Origin of the sequence: Streptomyces shaanxiensis (genome assembly GCF_039537145.1) — a bacterium.
Classification (GTDB): domain Bacteria; phylum Actinomycetota; class Actinomycetes; order Streptomycetales; family Streptomycetaceae; genus Streptomyces; species Streptomyces shaanxiensis.
In genome coordinates, this window is record NZ_BAAAZY010000019.1 from 85,031 (window position 1) to 102,074 (window position 17,044).

The 17,044-nt window shown below is 70.8% G+C and carries 15 protein-coding genes and 1 pseudogene; 2 read left to right on the forward strand and 14 right to left on the reverse strand.

Annotated elements, in window-relative coordinates:
- Window positions 1–66: 66 nt before the first annotated feature.
- The 14 genes and pseudogenes from ABD932_RS30905 to ABD932_RS30970 form a co-directional block, all read right to left on the reverse strand.
- Window positions 67–276: a ferredoxin gene (locus ABD932_RS30905; protein WP_345017673.1), complete on the reverse strand. Its 210-nt coding sequence runs from the start codon at window positions 274–276 to the stop codon at window positions 67–69.
- Window position 277: 1 nt separating this feature from the next.
- Entirely contained in the window at window positions 278–1,492 is a 1,215-nt protein-coding gene (locus ABD932_RS30910) for an NADH-ubiquinone oxidoreductase-F iron-sulfur binding region domain-containing protein (protein WP_345017675.1), read from the reverse strand.
- Window positions 1,489–1,929 carry a ferric reductase gene (locus tag ABD932_RS30915; RefSeq protein WP_345017677.1) on the reverse strand — a complete coding sequence of 147 codons (441 nt, stop codon included), beginning with the start codon at window positions 1,927–1,929 and terminating at the stop codon, window positions 1,489–1,491. Before ABD932_RS30915 ends, ABD932_RS30910 begins: the two co-directional genes overlap by 4 nt.
- Window positions 1,926–2,894: an FAD:protein FMN transferase gene (locus ABD932_RS30920; RefSeq protein WP_345017679.1), complete on the reverse strand. Its 969-nt coding sequence runs from the start codon at window positions 2,892–2,894 to the stop codon at window positions 1,926–1,928. Before ABD932_RS30920 ends, ABD932_RS30915 begins: the two co-directional genes overlap by 4 nt.
- Entirely contained in the window at window positions 2,894–3,235 is a 342-nt protein-coding gene (locus tag ABD932_RS30925; protein ID WP_345017681.1) for a hypothetical protein, read from the reverse strand. The genes ABD932_RS30920 and ABD932_RS30925 overlap by 1 nt, the downstream gene beginning before the upstream one ends.
- 66 nt (window positions 3,236–3,301) lie before the next feature.
- Entirely contained in the window at window positions 3,302–5,005 is a 1,704-nt protein-coding gene (locus ABD932_RS30930) for a proline--tRNA ligase (protein ID WP_345017683.1), read from the reverse strand.
- Window positions 5,006–5,076: 71 nt separating this feature from the next.
- Complete coding sequence (locus ABD932_RS30935; RefSeq protein WP_345017685.1) at window positions 5,077–5,643, reverse strand: GNAT family N-acetyltransferase; 567 nt, start codon at window positions 5,641–5,643, stop codon at window positions 5,077–5,079.
- A gap of 113 nt (window positions 5,644–5,756) precedes the next feature.
- Window positions 5,757–6,605 carry a GNAT family N-acetyltransferase gene (locus ABD932_RS30940; RefSeq protein WP_126395433.1) on the reverse strand — a complete coding sequence of 283 codons (849 nt, stop codon included), beginning with the start codon at window positions 6,603–6,605 and terminating at the stop codon, window positions 5,757–5,759.
- 162 nt (window positions 6,606–6,767) lie between these two features.
- Entirely contained in the window at window positions 6,768–7,925 is a 1,158-nt protein-coding gene (gene ispG / locus ABD932_RS30945) for a flavodoxin-dependent (E)-4-hydroxy-3-methylbut-2-enyl-diphosphate synthase (protein WP_062702019.1), read from the reverse strand.
- 169 nt (window positions 7,926–8,094) lie between these two features.
- On the reverse strand, window positions 8,095–9,387 hold the full coding sequence (locus ABD932_RS30950; RefSeq protein WP_345018080.1) for a M50 family metallopeptidase: 1,293 nt from the start codon (window positions 9,385–9,387) through the stop codon (window positions 8,095–8,097).
- Window positions 9,388–9,395: 8 nt separating this feature from the next.
- Window positions 9,396–10,652, reverse strand: a complete 1,257-nt coding sequence (dxr, locus tag ABD932_RS30955) for a 1-deoxy-D-xylulose-5-phosphate reductoisomerase (RefSeq protein WP_345017688.1) — start codon at window positions 10,650–10,652, stop codon at window positions 9,396–9,398.
- Window positions 10,653–10,821: 169 nt separating this feature from the next.
- Window positions 10,822–10,926 (reverse strand): annotated as a pseudogene (locus ABD932_RS30960) (carbonic anhydrase family protein); the annotation flags it as partial.
- Between the two features lie 98 nt (window positions 10,927–11,024).
- Complete coding sequence (locus ABD932_RS30965; RefSeq protein WP_345017690.1) at window positions 11,025–12,959, reverse strand: acyl-CoA dehydrogenase family protein; 1,935 nt, start codon at window positions 12,957–12,959, stop codon at window positions 11,025–11,027.
- Window positions 12,960–13,069: 110 nt separating this feature from the next.
- Window positions 13,070–13,444 carry a GH12 family glycosyl hydrolase domain-containing protein gene (locus tag ABD932_RS30970; protein ID WP_345017692.1) on the reverse strand — a complete coding sequence of 125 codons (375 nt, stop codon included), beginning with the start codon at window positions 13,442–13,444 and terminating at the stop codon, window positions 13,070–13,072.
- Window positions 13,445–13,884: 440 nt separating this feature from the next.
- Between ABD932_RS30970 and ABD932_RS30975 the strand changes: the two genes are divergently transcribed.
- Together ABD932_RS30975 and ABD932_RS30980 are read left to right on the forward strand one after the other, a co-directional pair.
- Window positions 13,885–14,901, forward strand: coding sequence for a LacI family DNA-binding transcriptional regulator (locus ABD932_RS30975; protein WP_126395428.1), 1,017 nt, complete (start codon window positions 13,885–13,887; stop codon window positions 14,899–14,901).
- Window positions 14,902–14,992: 91 nt separating this feature from the next.
- Window positions 14,993–17,044 (forward strand): glycoside hydrolase family 31 protein, encoded by a 2,052-nt coding sequence (locus tag ABD932_RS30980; RefSeq protein WP_345017694.1) that lies wholly within the window; start codon window positions 14,993–14,995, stop codon window positions 17,042–17,044.

The window sequence follows — 17,044 nt, forward strand, 5'->3', positions numbered from 1 at the left end:
GCGGGTGCGTGGGGGCTGGTCGCGCCCGCGCGGCGGTAGCCGCATATCGATACAGCCCCGTGCCCCTTAAGTCGGCCGCCTCGCCGTCAGTTTGAGGGCTAGGACGGGACAGTCCGACGCTGCTCTGCGAGCCCGTTTGACCGTGTGGGCCGGGACCGGGGTGCCGTCGAACAGCGGGTAACCCCACTCGTCCAGCGTGATGTGGTCCGGTAGGAGTTCCGCGCAAAGCTCATGGCCCTCGCAGGACGTCCAGTCGATGGCTATGTGCTGGTCCATGTCAGCTCTCCTGGGGTACCGGCAGCAAAGGCGTGCCGTCCGTCGCCGTGCAGAATCCGTTTGCGTGGGCGTCGAGTTCGGCCGCGAACGTGGTCAGGGCGCTGCGTACCAGGCGGACCGTGCCGTCGGGGTGGTGGCAGGCGCCGCGGCCCTCGACCAGGCCGGACCAGCGGGCCACGTCGGCTCGGGTGCCGCCCTGGGGGCCGGGGGTGGCCAGGGTGGCGAAGGCGGCGGCGATGCGGGGCAGGCCGTTGAGGCAGGGGCCGCACTGGCCGGCCGACTGCAGGGCCAAGTAGCGCAGTACGCGGGCGGTTTCCGCCGGGCCGCAGCGGTCGGCGGGGAGGGCCGCGAGGAATCCCGCGCCCAAGTCGGCTGAGTCCAGGGTGAGTTGTGCGGCCTCGACTGCGGGGAGCCAGGTGCCGTGGTAGCCGCCCAGCAGGACCGCGGACATGCCGTCCAGGGGCAGCAGCCGGTGCAACGGCATCCCGAAGGGGGCCTCCACGACCCGCGGTTCGCGTCCCGCCACATGCACCGTGCAGAGGGCGCTGCCGGACTGGGCCGGGGTGCCGGCGGAGCGGAACCAGTCGGGGCCGTAGCGGGCGATCAGGGCGAGGTGGGCCAGGGTCTCGACGTTCTGGACGAGGGTGGGGGTCCGGTGGACGCCGCGTTCACGGACCGGCGGGTTCTGGTACCTGGGCAGCGCGGCGCCTCCCGAGACGTACTGGACCAGGGCCGATGACTCGCCCGACAGGAACCGCTTCGGGAGCCGTACGACCCGGACGGGCACCGGGTCGTGGCGTTGGCCGAGGGCCGACTCCAGGTAGGACGCGCCGTCCTCCACCGCCAGGTGCGCCTCTTCCGCGCCGACCGCTGCGGCGGCCAACTGCAGTCCGTCCAGGACGAGATGGGGCGAGAGACGAAGGAGCGTCCTGTCCTTGCGGCTCGCCGGCTCGCCCTCCGCGCCGTTGGCCACGACGACCGGAGTACGGCCCGTGCGCCGGGCCGCCTCGGCCACCGACAGCAGCTTGCGGTACATCGGGAACGCCGCTCCCCCGCGACCGGTGAGGCCCGATTCGGCGACGGTCCGCAGGAGCGCGGTGGGATCGCCGTACGACAGGGAGCCGTACCGCTGCTCGTGGGTGCGGAAGTCGGTCGGTGTGCCGTCGGGGGCGAGCAGTCGTGGGGACATGGGGACGTCGGTGAAGGTCAGGGTCACGGTCGGGCTCCTTCGGCCGCGCGGAGCAGGGCGGCGGGGGTGCGGCGGGCGGCTCGGGCGGAGTGGGCGACGCGGATGCCTCCGGCGGTGAGGACGGCGGCCACGCAGGTGATCGTCAGCCAGGTCATCCAGTCGGTGCCGGTGTCCGTGCCCAGGCCGAGCCACAGGGGCTGGTACTCGGAGACGAAGGGGACGAGAACGTCGGCGACCGTGATGTCGACGTAGCTGTCGACGATCGCGGTGGTGATGTGGAGCACCAGGAAGACGAGGGCGCAGAGGGAGAGGGTGCGGTGGAGGGTGACCGTGCCGAATCTGGGCAGGCCGGGGATCCGGGCGCGCAGCCGTACGGCGATGCCGAGCAGGACGACGACCGTGAAGAGGACCAGGCAGACGGCGCCGGTGGCGCGGTTGGCGTACCAGAGGGTTTCGGAGGTCATGCGACTGCCTCCGCAGCGGGAGCGAGGGAGGTCGGCCAGCCCGGCGTCGTGACCACGGTCCCGTCCTGCGCGACCAGCCGTGCCGGAAGTCCCAGCCGCGCCAGCCAGCCTTCCGCGCTCGCCCCCTTCACCACCGCCGCCGTACTGGCCGCGTTGGCGTCGGCGCAGCTGCGCGCCGCCACCGAGACCGTGCGCCAGGGCGAGCGGACGGGCAGGCCGGTGCGGGGGTCGACGATGTGGTGGAGGGTGTGGCCGTCACGGTGCCAGGTGCGGGCCGCCGTGCCCGAGGTCGCGAGGCCTCCGCCGTGCAGGCCCACCGTGGCGTACGGCCCTTGCGCGGGCGTCTCGTCGACCGGGCCGGTGACGTCCTGGACGCGGATCTGCCAGCCGCCCACCGGGGGTTGGCCCGCGACGGCCGTGTCGCCGCCGAGGCTCACCAGGACGCCGCAACCGGCCGTTTCCGCGAGCATCGCGGCGGCCTTGTCGGCGGCCCACGCCTTTGCCGTGGCGCCCAGGTCCAGGCGGACGCCGGCCGGGACGGTGACCGTGCCGCGTTCGCGGTCCATCGTCACCTGACGCCGGCCCGGAGCGCGCCGCACCCTCAGCCGGACGGGGCGGTCGTCCTCGCGGACCAGGGTGAAGTCACGGTCGTAGCCGATGGCCTCCATCGCCGAGCCGACCGTCGGGTCGACGGCGCCGTCCGTCGCCTCGGCCGCGCGCAGGGCGACCGCCAGTGCCTCGGCGAGCAGCGGGCTGACCCGGACCGGGCGGCCCTTCGCGGCGTCGAGGGCGGCGAGTGCGGAGTCCGTACGGAAGCGGCTGCAGGCCGCGTCGACCTCGGCCAGGTGCCGGGCGAGGAGCAGGTTGCAGGAGTCCAGCAGCACCGGATCGGTGACGACGAGCCGGACGCTCGTGCCGAGCGCACGCCAGTCGGCGGCGGCGGTCGTGCGCGGGGCCGTGCTCATCACGACGCCCCCGACGTGGAGTCGGTGGAGCCGCCGGAGGAGGACGTGAGGCTGTCGGACGAGGACTGCGGGGAGGAGTCGGTGCCCGTGCTGTCCGTGGTGCTCGACGACGTGCTGTCGGAGGCCGAACTGTCCGAGGAATCGGAGGCCGAGCTGTCCGTGGATGTGGAACTGCTTGTCTGCGCGCCGTTGCTCGCCGTCGTGTCGGCGTCCGCCTGCATCGTGCCGATCAGCGCGAACACCGCGGCACAAGCCGCGAGCGTGATCGCCGCCGTGGCGGCCGCCGTGCGCCGCGCCCCTCTTCGGACCGCTGCCGCGGCCCCACGTTCCCTGGTTCGCAAGACCGTTCCCCTCCGTAGTGACGCTGTGTCACGTCCTACGGTCGGGGAACGGCCCTACCCGGTCGTTTACGCCGTCAGGCGGGCGATCGCCTCGTCCACCGTCAGCTCCTCGCGCTCACCGGTCCTGCGGTCCTTGAGCTCGACGACGCCCTCGGCCGCGCGCCGCCCGGCGACCAGGATCTGCGGGACGCCGATCAGCTCGGAGTCGGTGAACTTCACGCCCGGCGAGACGCCCGCCCGGTCGTCGCACAGGACGCGCAGGCCGGCCGTGGCCAGCTTCTCGGAGACGTCGAGGGCGAGTTCGGTCTGCAGCGCCTTGCCCGCGGCGACCACGTGCACGTCGGCCGGGGCGACCTCGGCGGGCCAGCACAGGCCCTTGTCGTCGGCGGTCTGCTCGGCGAGGGCCGCGACCGCGCGGGAGACGCCGATGCCGTAGGAACCCATCGTGACGCGGACCGGCTTGCCGTTCTGGCCGAGGACGTCGAGCTTCAGCGCGTCCGCGTACTTGCGGCCCAGCTGGAAGATGTGGCCGATCTCGATGGCACGGTCCAGCTTGAGGCCGGTGCCGCAGTTCGGGCAGGGGTCGCCGTCCTGGACGACCACGACGTCGACGTACGCGTCGACCTCGAAGTCACGGCCCGCGACGACGTTCTTGGCGTGCGTGCCCTCCTTGTTGGCGCCGGTGATCCAGGCCGTGCCGGGAGCCACGCGCGGGTCGGCGAGGTACTTCACCTTCTCGCCCAGGCCCTGCGGACCGACGTAGCCGCGCACCAGGTCGGGGCGGCCCGCGAAGTCCGCCTCGGTGACCATCTCGACGACGGCCGGGGCGAAGTGGGCCTCGACCTTGTCCATGTCGACCTCGCGGTCGCCGGGGACGCCGACGGCGACGATCTCGCCGTCGACCTTGACCAGGAGGTTCTTCAGGGTGGCGGAGGCCGGGACGCCGAGGTGGGCGGCGAGGGTCTCGATGGTCGGGGTGTCCGGGGTGGGGATCTCCTCGAGCGCGGCCACGCCGTCGGCGTCCACCGGCTTCAGCTCGTACGTGATCGCCTCGGTGTTGGCCGCGAAGTCGCAGTTCGGGCAGTCCGCGAAGGTGTCCTCGCCGGCGCCGGCCGGGGCGAGGAACTCCTCCGACTTGGAGCCGCCCATCGCGCCGGCGGTCGCGGCGCAGATGCGGTAGTCGAGGCCGAGGCGCTCGAAGACGCGCTGGTAGGCCTGGCGGTGCAGGGCGTAGGACTGGGCCAGGCCCTCGTCCTCGGTGTCGAAGGAGTAGGAGTCCTTCATCAGGAACTCACGGCCACGCAGGATGCCGGCCCGCGGGCGGGCCTCGTCACGGTACTTGTGCTGGATCTGGTAGAGGATGACCGGCAGGTCCTTGTAGGAGGACGCCTGGTCTTTCACCAGCAGGGTGAAGATCTCCTCGTGGGTCGGGCCGAGGAGGTAGTCGCCGCCCTTGCGGTCCTTGAGGCGGAACAGCTCCTGGCCGTACTCGTCCCAGCGGCCCGTGGCGTCGTACGGCTCACGCGGCAGCAGCGCGGGGAGCAGCACCTCCTGGGCGCCGATGGCGTCCATCTCCTCGCGGACGATGCGCTCCACGTTGGCGAGGACCCGCTTGCCGAGGGGCAGCCACGACCAGATACCGGCCGCCGTGCGGCGGACGTAGCCGGCCCGGACGAGCAGCTTGTGGCTGAGTACCTCGGCGTCCGCCGGGTCGTCGCGCAGCGTCTTCGCCATCAACTGGGACATGCGCTGGACCGGTGCGTTCGCCATGGTTCTCGTACTCCTGCTGGTTTGGGTTATGGCAGGAGGTTAGCCGGGGGGCAGGGGGCGGTGGAAATCGGTTAGCGGCGGCGCAGCGGGAGGGGGGCGCCCATGACGGCGTACGGCTTCGGGGCGCTGGGGAAGAGGACCTGGCGGGCGAGGTCCGTGTAGCCGAGGGAGTGGTAGAGCCCGCGGGCCGGGCTGTCGACGTCGATCGCCGAGAGGATCGAGCGGGGTTCGGTGGCGCCGTCCGTGATCGTGGTGATCAGGGAACGGCCGATGCCGCGGTTCTGGTAGCGGGGGTGAACGTGGAGTTCCGTGATGACGAAGGAGTCGTCGAGCCAGGCGTCGTGGCCCTGGGCCCGGAGGTAGGGCTCCACGACGGTGGACCACCAGTGGGTGCGGTCGTTGGGCATGCCGTAGACGAACCCGACGAGGTTGCCTCCGGCGGTTGCGCCGAGGGCCCTTGCTCCTGGGTAGGTCATGTGGCGCAGGACGATCTGGCGGCGTACGGCTACTTCGTCGGGGCCCAGGCCGAAGGCCACGGCTTGGACTGCCAGAGCCTCGTCCACGTGGGCCGAGAGGTCCAGCGGGCCGATCACGATGTCGTCTGGTTGGCGGCGGTGTGCGTGACCGGGAAGGCGCATGTGGGGAGGGTACAGGGGACGACAGGTTGCGGTTCGACCACGGGTTGTGGGGGCTGAACACGCCCACGCCGCGCTAGCCGCACATCGACAGAGCCCCGCGCCCCTTGCGCGTTTCAGAACAGAACGCTCATGAACGCGCCGACCTCCTGGAAGCCCACCCGCTGATACGTCCGCCTCGCCGCCGTGTTGAAGTCGTTCACGTACAGGCTGACCACCGGGGCGACGTCGGCGAGGGCGTAGCGCAGGACCGCCGCCATACCGGGGGCCGCCAAGCCCTGGCCCCGGTACTCGGGGGCCACCCACACCCCCTGGATCTGGCAGGCCCGGTCCGTCGCCGCCCCGATCTCCGCCTTGAAGACGACCTTGCCGTTCTGGTCGAGGCGGGCGAAGGAGCGGCCGGAGCCGACGAGTTCGGCGACCCGGGCCTGGTAAAGGAGGCCGCCGTCGCCGGCCAGCGGCGATACGCCGACCTCCTCGGTGAACATCGCCACGCAGGCCGGCATGATCGTTTCCATCTCGTCCTTGCGGATGCGGCGGACGTACGGATCCGGGGTGATGTCGGTCGGCATGCGGTCGGTGATCATGAGCGGCTGGTGGGCACGGACCTCGCGGGCCGGGCCCCAGCCGGGTTCCAGCAGGCGCCACAGTTGGCCGGTGGATTCGGCGGGGCCGACGATGGAGGAGCAGCGGCGGCCCGCACGCCGGGCCCGGTCGGCGAAGGCCCGTACCGCTCGCGGGGTCGCGCAGATCGGGACGAGGTTGGCACCCGCGTAGCACAGGGACGTCAGCATGCCGCCCTCGTACCAGCCCCACATCTCGCCGCCGAGGCGCCACGGGTCGAGGCCGGCGATCTGGACGCGGGAGGTCACGAAGGCGTTCGCGACCGGCTCGCGGTCGAGGACGGCGAGCGCGGCGTCCAGGTCACTCGGATCGAGCACCCGTGAGGTGGTCTGGGTCAACACGTGCGGGGCCTCACGCTGGGATTCTGCTGGTCCCCGCACTGTACCTGCGGAAGCTTTGCCATGCCGCCCAGTGGAGGTTGCCGTACGTTTGCCGGTGACCGCAGGCCAGCTGAGATGGCCTGGACCGGCGCCGAGCAGTAGCCCCGGCAGAACACCAACCCGTCAGCCCGCCACCGCAACCGACGGCTCGCCCGACTCCACCCCGTCCGCCTCCATCTGCTCGGCCAGCTTCATGGCCTCCTCGATGAGGGTCTCGACGATCTTGGACTCGGGGACGGTCTTGATGACCTCGCCCTTGACGAAGATCTGGCCCTTGCCGTTGCCGGAGGCGACGCCGAGGTCGGCCTCGCGGGCCTCGCCGGGGCCGTTGACGACGCAGCCCATGACCGCGACGCGGAGGGGGACCTCCATGCCGGTGAGGCCGGCGGTGACCTCTTCGGCCAGCTTGTAGACGTCGACCTGGGCGCGGCCGCAGGACGGGCAGGAGACGATCTCCAGGCCGCGCTGCTTGAGGTTCAGGGACTCCAGGATCTGGATGCCGACCTTGACCTCCTCGGCGGGGGGCGCGGAGAGCGAGACGCGGATCGTGTCGCCGATGCCCTGGCTGAGCAGCGCGCCGAACGCCACCGCCGACTTGATCGTGCCCTGGAACGCCGGGCCCGCCTCGGTCACACCGAGGTGGAGGGGGTAGTCGCACTGCGCCGCGAGCTGCTTGTACGCCTCGATCATGATGACCGGGTCGTTGTGCTTGACCGAGATCTTGATGTCCCGGAAGTCGTGCTCCTCGAAGAGCGACGCCTCCCACAGGGCCGACTCGACCAGGGCCTCGGGCGTCGCCTTGCCGTACTTCTGCAGCAGGCGTCGGTCGAGCGAGCCGGCGTTGACGCCGATGCGGATCGGGGTGCCGTGGTCCTTGGCGGCCCGCGCGATCTCCTTGACCTTGTCGTCGAACTGCTTGATGTTGCCGGGGTTCACGCGGACCGCGGCGCAGCCGGCCTCGATGGCGGCGAAGACGTACTTCGGCTGGAAGTGGATGTCCGCGATCACCGGGATCTGGGACTTGCGGGCGATCGTCGCGAGGGCGTCCGCGTCGTCCTGCGTCGGGCAGGCCACGCGCACGATCTGGCAGCCGGAGGCGGTGAGCTCGGCGATCTGCTGGAGGGTGGCGCCGATGTCCGACGTACGGGTCGTCGTCATCGACTGGACCGAGACCGGTGCGTCCCCGCCGACCGCCACGGAGCCGACCTGGATCTGCCTGCTCTGGCGGCGCTCGGCAACCCTGGTCGGAACGGACGGCATGCCGAGAGAAATCGCAGTCATCTGCTGTGCAACCCCAAGTCGTGGATCAAGGTCCGGTCCCGTCAGCAGCGGGCTCCAGGCTTCGAGATTACGGCACCGCGGCAGGCCCGAGCACATCACGGTCCGTAAACCCACCCAATGGAAGGCGGCCCGGGACATACGATCCCGGGCCGCCGCGAACTCCGTATGACTAGGAGATTCTGACCGGGTTAACCACGTCCGCGACGAGTACGAGCAGCGTGAAGCAGATGAAGATTCCGGCGACCACGTACGCCACCGGCATCAGCTTCGCCACGTCGAACGGGCCCGGGTCGGGGCGGCGCAGCACCTTCGCCGTGTTCCGGCGCAGCGACTCCCACAGGGCGCCCGCGATGTGGCCGCCGTCGAGCGGCAGCAGCGGGAGCATGTTGAAGAGGAACAGGGAGAGGTTGAATCCGGCCAGGAGGAAGACGAACGTGGCCAGCTGTTGTGAGGCGGGGATGTCGAGCGTCGCGATCTCGCCGCTCACCCTCGCCGCGCCGACGATGCCCATCGGGGAGTCCGGCTCGCGCGGGCCGTCACCGAAGGCGGCGTCCCACAGGGCGGGGATCTTGGACGGCAGGGCCACGAGGGAGTCGACCGCGTCGCCGACCCGGTCGCCCATCCACGTCACCGAGTCGCCGAAGTCCTGTTTGACGACGCCGGTGGCCGAGCTGAAGCCGAGGAAGCCGGCCTTGACGTACTCGCCCTCGACGTAGGCCCCGGCGGCGTCCTTCTTCACGACCCGGTTGGTGGCGATCTTCGCCTCCAGGGTCACCTGCTCACCCTTGCGGTCGACGACGATCGGCACCTCCTTGCCGGCGCTGTCGCGGATGAGGTCGGAAAGGGTGTTCCAGTCGTCGGTCCTGACCCCGGCGAAGGAGACGATCTTGTCGCCGGCCTTCATGCCCGCGGCCGCGGCCGGGGACTCGGGGTCGGACGCCTTGCACTCGTCCCGCTTCTCGGTCTGAGCGATGACGCACGGGGAGACCGAGCTCACGGTGGTGGTCTGCTGCTGGATGCCGAAGCCCATCAGCACGGTGAGGAACAGGCCGAAGGCGAGGACCAGGTTCATGAACGGGCCCGCGAACATCACGATGACCCGCTTCCACGGCTTGCGCGTGTAGAAGAGGCGGGTCTCGTCGCCCGGCTTGAGCTCCTCGAAGGCGGCCGAGCGGGCGTCCTCGATCATGCCGCGCCACGGGGATGTGGAGCGTGCCTCCAGGCGGCCGTCCGGTCCCGGCGGGAACATGCCGATCATGCGGATGTAGCCGCCGAACGGGATCGCCTTGATGCCGTACTCGGTGTCGCCCTTCTTCCGCGACCAGAGGGTCGGGCCGAAGCCGACCATGTACTGCGGCACTCGGATGCCGAACAGCTTGGCCGTGGACAGGTGGCCCAGCTCGTGCCATGCGATCGAGAAGAGCAGCCCGACCGCGAACAGCACTATGCCGAGGATGAACATCAGGGTCGTCATGCACGGGCCTCCGCCGTGTGTGCCGCCAGTTCCCGGGCCCGCCTGCGCGCCCAGGTCTCCGCTTCGAGGACGTCCGCGACGGTGAGAGAAGTTCCCGCACTCGGGGTGCCGTGCTCCTCCACCACCCGCGTCACGGTCTCCATGATCCCGTTGAACGGCAGCGCGCCGGCCCGGAAGGCCTCCACGCACTCCTCGTTGGCCGCATTGAACACCGCGGGTGCCGTGCCCGCGAGCCCACCCACGTGGCGCGCGAGGTTCACCGACGGGAACGCGTCGTTGTCGAGCGGGAAGAACTCCCACGTCGACGCCTTGCTCCAGTCGAAGGTGGGCGCGGCGTCGGGGACGCGCTCCGGCCAGCCGAGGCCGATGGCAATCGGCCCGCGCATGTCGGGGGGCGTCGCCTGGGCGATCGTGGATCCGTCCGTGAACTCAACCATCGAGTGAACATACGACTGGGGATGTACGACGACCTCAATGCGGTCGAAGGAAATGTCGTAGAGCAGGTGCGCCTCGATGACCTCCAGACCCTTGTTGACGAGGGTCGCGGAGTTGATCGTGATGACCGGGCCCATCGCCCAGGTGGGGTGGGCGAGGGCGTCCTCGACCGTCACGTTCGCGAGCTCCGCCTTCGTACGGCCGCGGAAGGGGCCGCCGGACGCCGTGACCACGAGTTTGCGTACGTCGGCGCGTGAGCCGGACGCCAGCGCCTGGAACAGGGCGGCGTGCTCGGAGTCGACCGGGATGATCTGCCCGGGCTTGGCGAGCGCCTTGACCAGGGGGCCGCCGACGATCAGGGACTCCTTGTTGGCGAGCGCGAGGGTGCGGCCCGCCTCCAGGGCGGCGAGGGTCGGGGCGAGGCCGATGGAGCCGGTGATGCCATTGAGGACGGTGTGGCAGTCGGAGGCGGCGACCTGGGTGGCCGCGTCCGGGCCGGCGAGGATCTCGGGGAGCGGCTCCCCCGTGCCGTACTGGGCCCGGAGGGCTTCGCGCAGCGCCGGTACTACGTCCTCGCGGGCGACCGCGACGGTCCGCGCCTTCAGCCGGTACGCCTGCTCGGCGAGGAGGGCGACCCGGCCGCCGTTCGCGGAGAGGGCGGTGACCCGGAACCGGTCGGGGTTGCGCAGCACGAGGTCGATCGCCTGGGTGCCGATCGAGCCGGTGGAGCCGAGGATCACCACGTCCTTGGGGCCGTCGCCCGCCACGGGGTCGTAGACGAGATGCGGGTCGGCGAGAGGGGCTGGACTGTCGGTCATGACCCCCATTGTGTCGGGTCGAGGTCGCGGCCGGGGACACACGTCCGACCCTCCCCGGACGTGTGTCCCCTCGCCCCCGCGGGAGGCGGTCCGGTGTGTCGGTTGTGTCAGTTGTCGACGTGGCCGACCTCACGGTGACGTTCACCTCGTTCTCCAGGACGGTCCACCTGACGCCCTCGGTGCAGGGCGGTGTGGTCAGCGAGCCCTCGTAGCGGTACTGGTCACGGTCGCCGGGCAGGAACCGGGTCAGGTCCAGGGACGTGGTGATCTTCACCTCCTGGCCCTCCTCGGAAGTGGAACTGCTTCAGCTCGTACGTGGTGCCGGCGAAAAGGGGGACCGGGCTCAGCCCGGTCCCCCTTCGGTCCCGTCCCTCAGCGGATCGGCCGGTGTACGTTCTCCCGTTCGCTCGGGCCGGGCGTCGCGTCGGCGATCCACACGCCGCCGTCGTCCGACGGGTCGACGATGCCCTGCTCCAGCCACTCGTACGTGCCCGCCATCACGCCCTTGACGACCTTGCGGTCGAGGTCGTCGGTGTTGGACCACAGCCGGCCGAAGAGCTCCTCGATCCGCAGCCGGGACTGCCGGCAGAAGGCGTCGGCGAGCTGGTACGCCTCACGGCCGTGCTCGCCCTGGGCGCGCAGGTGCTCGGCGCGCACACAGACCGCGCTCATGGCGAACAACTCGGCGCCGATGTCGACGACACGGCCCAGGAAGCCCTGCTTGGTCTCCATGCGGCCCTGCCAGCGGGACATGCCGTAGAAGGTGGAGCGGGCGAGCTTGCGGGACGTGCGTTCGACGTAGCGCAGGTGCGGCGAGAGGTCGACGCCGCGCTTGAACTCGCCGTACGAATACGGCAGTTGCCCTTGGCCCGCGACCAGCTTCGGCAGCCACTTGGCGTAGAAGACGCCGGCGTTCGCGCCCGCCTTCGCCTTGTCCTGGAGGGACTTGTCGGGGTCGATGAGGTCGCCGGCGACCGACAGGTGGGCGTCGACGGCCTCGCGGGCGATGAGGAGGTGCATGATCTCCGTCGAGCCCTCGAAGATGCGGTTGATGCGCAGGTCGCGAAGGACCTGCTCGGCGGGGACGCCGCGCTCGCCGCGCGCCCGGAGCGAGTCGGCCGTCTCGAAGCCGCGGCCGCCGCGGATCTGGACGAGTTCGTCGGCGATGAGCCAGGCCATCTCGGAGGCGTACAGCTTGGCGAGGGCGCCTTCGATGCGGATGTCGTTGCGGTCCTCGTCGGCCATCTGGGAGGCGAGGTCGGTGACGGCCTCCAGGGCGAAGGTGGTGGCCGCGATGAAGGAGATCTTCGAGCCGACGGCCTCGTGGTGGGCGAGCGGCTTGCCCCACTGCTCGCGCGCCGCCGACCACTCGCGGGCGATCTTCAGGCACCACTTGCCGGCGGCGACGCAGGACGCGGGGAGGGAGAGCCGCCCGGTGTTCAGCGTGGTGAGCGCGATCTTCAGGCCGGCACCCTCGGGGCCGATGCGGTTGGCGGCGGGGACGCGGACCTGGTGGAAGCGGGTGACGCCGTTCTCGATGCCGCGCAGGCCCATGAAGGCGTTGCGGTTCTCGACGGTGATGCCGGGCGAGTTGGTCTCGACGACGAAGGCGGTGATGCCGCCCTTGTGGTCCTCGGACTTGGGGACGCGTGCCATGACGACCAGGAGGTCGGCGACGACGCCGTTGGTCGTCCACAGCTTGACCCCGTCGAGGACGTAGTCGTCCCCGTCCGGTACGGCGGAGGTGGCCAGGCGCGCCGGGTCGGAGCCGACGTCCGGCTCGGTCAGCAGGAAGGCGCTGATGTCGGTGCGGGCGCAGCGCGGCAGGAACCGTTCCTTCTGCTCGGGGGTGCCGAACAACTTGAGCGGCTGCGGTACGCCGATCGACTGATGGGCGGAGAGCAGCACGCCGATCGCGGGGGACGCCGAGCCGGCCAGGGCGAGGGCCTTGTTGTAGTAGACCTGGCCGAGGCCGAGACCGCCGTACTTGGTGTCGATCTTCATGCCGAAGGCGCCGAGCTCCTTGAGCCCGTCGATCACGTCGTCGGGGATCCGGGACTCGCGTTCGATCAGGGCGCCGTCGACCTTCGTCTCGACGAAGTCGCGCAGCTTGGCGAGGAACTCCTCGCCGCGCTGGGCCGCCTCGTCGGTCGGCATCGGGTGGGGGTGGATGAGGTCGAGGCGGAAGCGGCCGAGGAACAGTTCCTTGGCGAAGCTGGGCTTGCGCCACTCCTGCTGCCGGGCCGCCTCCGCCACCTGGCGTGCCTCACGCTCAGTGACAGTAGGCTTCGTGGGTGCTGCGGACATGAGGCTCACCTCGCCGCGAATCGGGATCTTGGGCCGTTTGGTTACCGACGGGTGCTACCCGATCGTATGTACCCGATTCCGGGCGCCCCCACCACCCCGCGCGCAGCCGTTCAGCCGATGTTGACGGAGTACGCCTTGGTGTCCAGTCGCCCCGTGCCCTTGAAGACCTCGGTGCCGGACTCGATGCCGGAGACGTACTTGTCGTTGCTCAGCAGGTTGCGCCGGACGAGTGCCTGGGTGAAGTCGTCCAGGTTGAGGGTGGCCTTGGTGGTGTTGGCGCGGCGGACGAAGGAGTGGACCTTCCAGCCGATGTCGCCCTCGTAGATGTCCCACATCGCGCCGCCGAGGCTGACGCTGCCGTACTTGGTGCCCAGCGGGCCCGCGCCGCCCTGGCGGTTGAGCCAGATCATGATCTCGTCGGTGGGCTGGTCCTGCCAGTCCGCGGTGTTCTTGGTGTGCAGCCACAGGTCGTAGGCGACGTTCATGGTGCCGGGGTTGGAGCTGGCCGGTGTACTTCCCCTCGTTCCACAGGTTGTTGTTGACGTAGTACTTGCCGAGCGTGATCGTGTCGAAGGCCGCGCACTTCTTGTTCGACTCGTCCGCCTGGGCGACGGTGACGCCGGCGGCGGCTGCGAGGGCGACCGTGGAGGCGAGCAGGGTCTTCCGCTTCTTGGACAGGCGCGGTCGGCGGTGTTGCATCGGGGGTCCTTCCGGGGGACGGTTCCTGTACGACCTCTCAGTGGCCGCCGACCCGCCGGGAGGTTGCCCCCCACGGCGCCGACGGTCTCGTACGAGAAAAGCTGTCGAAGCGCTTCGACAACCTATGGACACCCACGCGTGCCGGGGCTAGTGTCGAACCACCCTCACACCTACCCCTGTACATTGCGCACACTGTCGAAGCGCTTCACAAAGCTTGGAGAGCTGGATGGTCACCCTCGCCGAGGTCGCCCAGCACGCCGGAGTCTCGGCGAGCACGGTGAGCTATGTCCTCAGCGGCAAGCGGTCCATCTCCGGGGCCACCCGGCAGCGGGTGGAGCAGAGCATCCGCGAGCTGGGCTACCACCCGAACGCGGGCGCCCGCGCCCTGGCCAGCAGCAGGTCGAACATCATCGCGCTGATGATCCCGCTGCGCACCGACATGTACGTGCCGGTGATGATGGAGATCGCCATCGCGGTGGCCACCACGGCCCGCACCCACGGCTACGACGTCCTGCTGCTGACCGGCGAGGAGGGCCCCGACGCCGTCCGCCGGGTCACCGGCAGCGGGCTCGCCGACGCGATGATCCTGATGGACGTCCAGCTGGACGACGAGCGGCTGCCGCTGCTGCGCGGCACCGACCAGCCGTCCGTACTGATCGGCCTGCCCGCCGACACCACCGGGCTGACCTGCGTCGACCTCGACTTCAAGGCGACCGGCGCGCTGTGCGTGGAGCATCTGGCGATGCTGGGGCACCGCGACATCGCTGTCATAGGCGAGGCCCCGGCCGTCTATGAACGGCACACCGGCTTCGCCGAGCGCACCCTCGACGGACTCCGGGCGCGTTCCCAGGAGTTGGGGATGCGGCTGCTGCACCGGCCGTGCGAGGGCGGGTACGACGCGATGGCCGTGACCCTTGCCCGCATCCTCGACGAGCGCCCGAGCACCACCGGGTTCGTCGTGCAGAACGAGTCGGCGGTCGAGCCGCTGCTCGCCCTGCTGCGCCAGCAGGGCCGTGCCGTGCCCGAGGACGTGTCGGTGGTCGGCATCTGCCCCGACCAGGTGGCCACCCAGGCCTCGGTGCGGCTGACGTCCGTCTCCATCCCCGCGCAGGAGATGGGCCGGCATGCCGTGGAGCAGCTGGTCGCCAAGCTCGACGGGCGCGGGAGCGACGAAGTCCTGCTGATCGCACCCGAGTTGACGGTGCGGACGAGCACGGGCCCGGCGCCGTCCGCCACGCACTGACCCCACCTCACCCACCGCGCCCTTCCGGGCACCCCCCTGTCCGCACCGCTGTCGCCGTCCTCACCCAGCCGCCCTCTTCAGGAGCGCCCTCGTGAATCAGTCTGCCGAAAACCAGCCCGTGCCAGGCACGGTCAGCCTCGCGCAGTCGTCCCCGACCGTCGGCACGTTCCGTGAGCGGGACGGCGCGCTGGAGTGGAGCGGCCGTCAGGAGACCGTGCGCGTAGAGCCGTGGGGGCCGGACGCGGTCCGGGTGAGGGCCCGGCTCGGCGGGCCGGTACTCGACGGGTTGCCCGGCGCGCTCCTGGAGTCCGCGCCGGCGACCGAGTCGACCGTCAAGATCGAGGACGGGCTGGGCGTGCTGACCGTCGGCGCGCTGACCGTCCAGGTCGACGCCGAGGGCCTGATCCGCTTCCTGCGCACCGAGGACGGCACGGAGGTGCTCGCCGAGGAGCGCGCCCACTTCTGGTGGCCGGGCCCGCGTCTCTACACGGCCGTCGGCAACGGCCACCACCGCCTGGAGCAGCGGTTCGCCGCGTACGACGACGAGAAGCTGTACGGCCTCGGCCAGCACCAGCACGGCCGGTTCGACCAGAAGGGCCTGGTCCTCGACCTGGTCCAGCGCAACGCCGAGGTCGGCATCCCGGTGCTGTCCTCCAGTCGCGGCTACACCCTGCTGTGGAACAACCCGGCGATCGGCCGCGTGGAGCTGGCCGGCAACGGCACGCGCTGGGTCGCCGACTCGGCCCGGCAGATCGACTACTGGATCACCGCGGGCACCCCGGCCGACGGCCAGCGCCGCTACAGCGCGGTGACGGGCCGTACGCCGATGCTGCCCGAGTGGGCGGCGGGCTTCTGGCAGTGCAAGCTGCGCTACCGCACCCAGGACGAACTCCTCGCCGTGGCACGGGAGTACAAGCGCCGGGGCCTGCCCATCTCCGCGATCGTCTGCGACTTCTTCCACTGGACGCACCTCGGCGAGTGGAAGTTCGACCCGAAGGAGTGGCCGGACCCGGCGGCGATGGTGCGTGAGCTGGACGAGCTCGGCATCAAGCTCGTGGTGTCCGTCTGGCCGTCCGTCTCCCCGCTCTCCGAGAACCACCCGGTCATGGAGCAGCGCGGCTACTTCATCGGCACCCAGTACGGCCCGATGGCGCACGCCGACTGGCCCGACAAGGAGGTGGCCGCCACGGTCCAGGTGGCGTTCTACGACGCCACCAACCCGGACGCCCGCCAGTTCGTGTGGTCGAAGGTCAAGCAGAACTACCTCGACCCGTACGGCATCACGGCCTTCTGGCTGGACGCCTGCGAGCCCGAGCTGAAGCCCGGCTTCCAGGAGAACCTGCGCTACTGGACGGGCCCCGGCCTGGAGGTCGGCAACATCTACCCGGCCGAGAACTCCCGCACGTTCTACGAGGGCCTGCTCGCGTCCGGCGAGGACGAGGTCGTCACCCTCAACCGCTCGGCCTGGGCGGGCAGCCAGCGCTACGGCGCCGCCCTGTGGTCCGGCGACATCGGCACCGACTTCCCGACCCTGCGCCGCCAGATCGCGGCCGGCCTCAACACCGCGCTGTCGGGCATCCCCTGGTGGAACACGGACATCGGCGGCTTCCACGGCGGCGACCCGGACGACCCGGCGTACCGCGAGGTGATGGTCCGCTGGTTCCAGTTCGGCGCCCTGTCCCCGCTGATGCGCCTGCACGGCTTCCGCGACCCGGGCATGCCGCTCGGCCCGGCGATGACCGGCGGCCCGAACGAGGTGTGGTCGTACGGCGAGGAGGCCGGCGCGATCCTGGAGAAGTACCTGCGGCTGCGCGAGCGCCTCAAGCCGTACGTCCTCGACGTCATGCGCGAGGCCCACGAGGAGGGCCTGCCGGTGATGCGGCCGCTGTTCCTGGAGTTCCCCGAGGACCGGGCCGCCTGGTCGGTCGACGACGCCTACCTGTTCGGCCGTGACCTGCTGGTCGCGCCGGTGCTGACGGCGGACGCGACGACGTGGACGACGTATCTCCCGGCGGACGCGCGCTGGACGGACGCGTGGACGGGTGAGACGTACGAGGGCGGTACGACCGTGACGGTCGACGCCCCGCTGGACCGCATCCCGCTGTTCCTGCGGGACGGGGCGCGGCTGCCTGTAGCGGAGTAG

Excerpts from the sequence above, each read along its gene's own strand:
- ABD932_RS30905 (WP_345017673.1), bottom strand. The coding sequence starts at position 276 with ATGGACCAGCACATAGCCATCGACTGGACGTCCTGCGAGGGCCATGAG.
- ABD932_RS30915 (WP_345017677.1), bottom strand. The coding sequence starts at position 1,929 with ATGACCTCCGAAACCCTCTGGTACGCCAACCGCGCCACCGGCGCCGTC.
- ABD932_RS30920 (WP_345017679.1), bottom strand. The coding sequence starts at position 2,894 with ATGAGCACGGCCCCGCGCACGACCGCCGCCGCCGACTGGCGTGCGCTC.
- ABD932_RS30930 (WP_345017683.1), bottom strand. The coding sequence starts at position 5,005 with ATGGCGAACGCACCGGTCCAGCGCATGTCCCAGTTGATGGCGAAGACG.
- ABD932_RS30935 (WP_345017685.1), bottom strand. The coding sequence starts at position 5,643 with ATGCGCCTTCCCGGTCACGCACACCGCCGCCAACCAGACGACATCGTG.
- ispG (WP_062702019.1), bottom strand. The coding sequence starts at position 7,925 with ATGACTGCGATTTCTCTCGGCATGCCGTCCGTTCCGACCAGGGTTGCC.
- ABD932_RS30950 (WP_345018080.1), bottom strand. The coding sequence starts at position 9,387 with ATGTTCATCCTCGGCATAGTGCTGTTCGCGGTCGGGCTGCTCTTCTCG.
- dxr (WP_345017688.1), bottom strand. The coding sequence starts at position 10,652 with ATGACCGACAGTCCAGCCCCTCTCGCCGACCCGCATCTCGTCTACGAC.
- ABD932_RS30965 (WP_345017690.1), bottom strand. The coding sequence starts at position 12,959 with ATGTCCGCAGCACCCACGAAGCCTACTGTCACTGAGCGTGAGGCACGC.
- ABD932_RS30970 (WP_345017692.1), bottom strand. The coding sequence starts at position 13,444 with ATGAACGTCGCCTACGACCTGTGGCTGCACACCAAGAACACCGCGGAC.
- ABD932_RS30975 (WP_126395428.1), top strand. The coding sequence starts at position 13,885 with ATGGTCACCCTCGCCGAGGTCGCCCAGCACGCCGGAGTCTCGGCGAGC.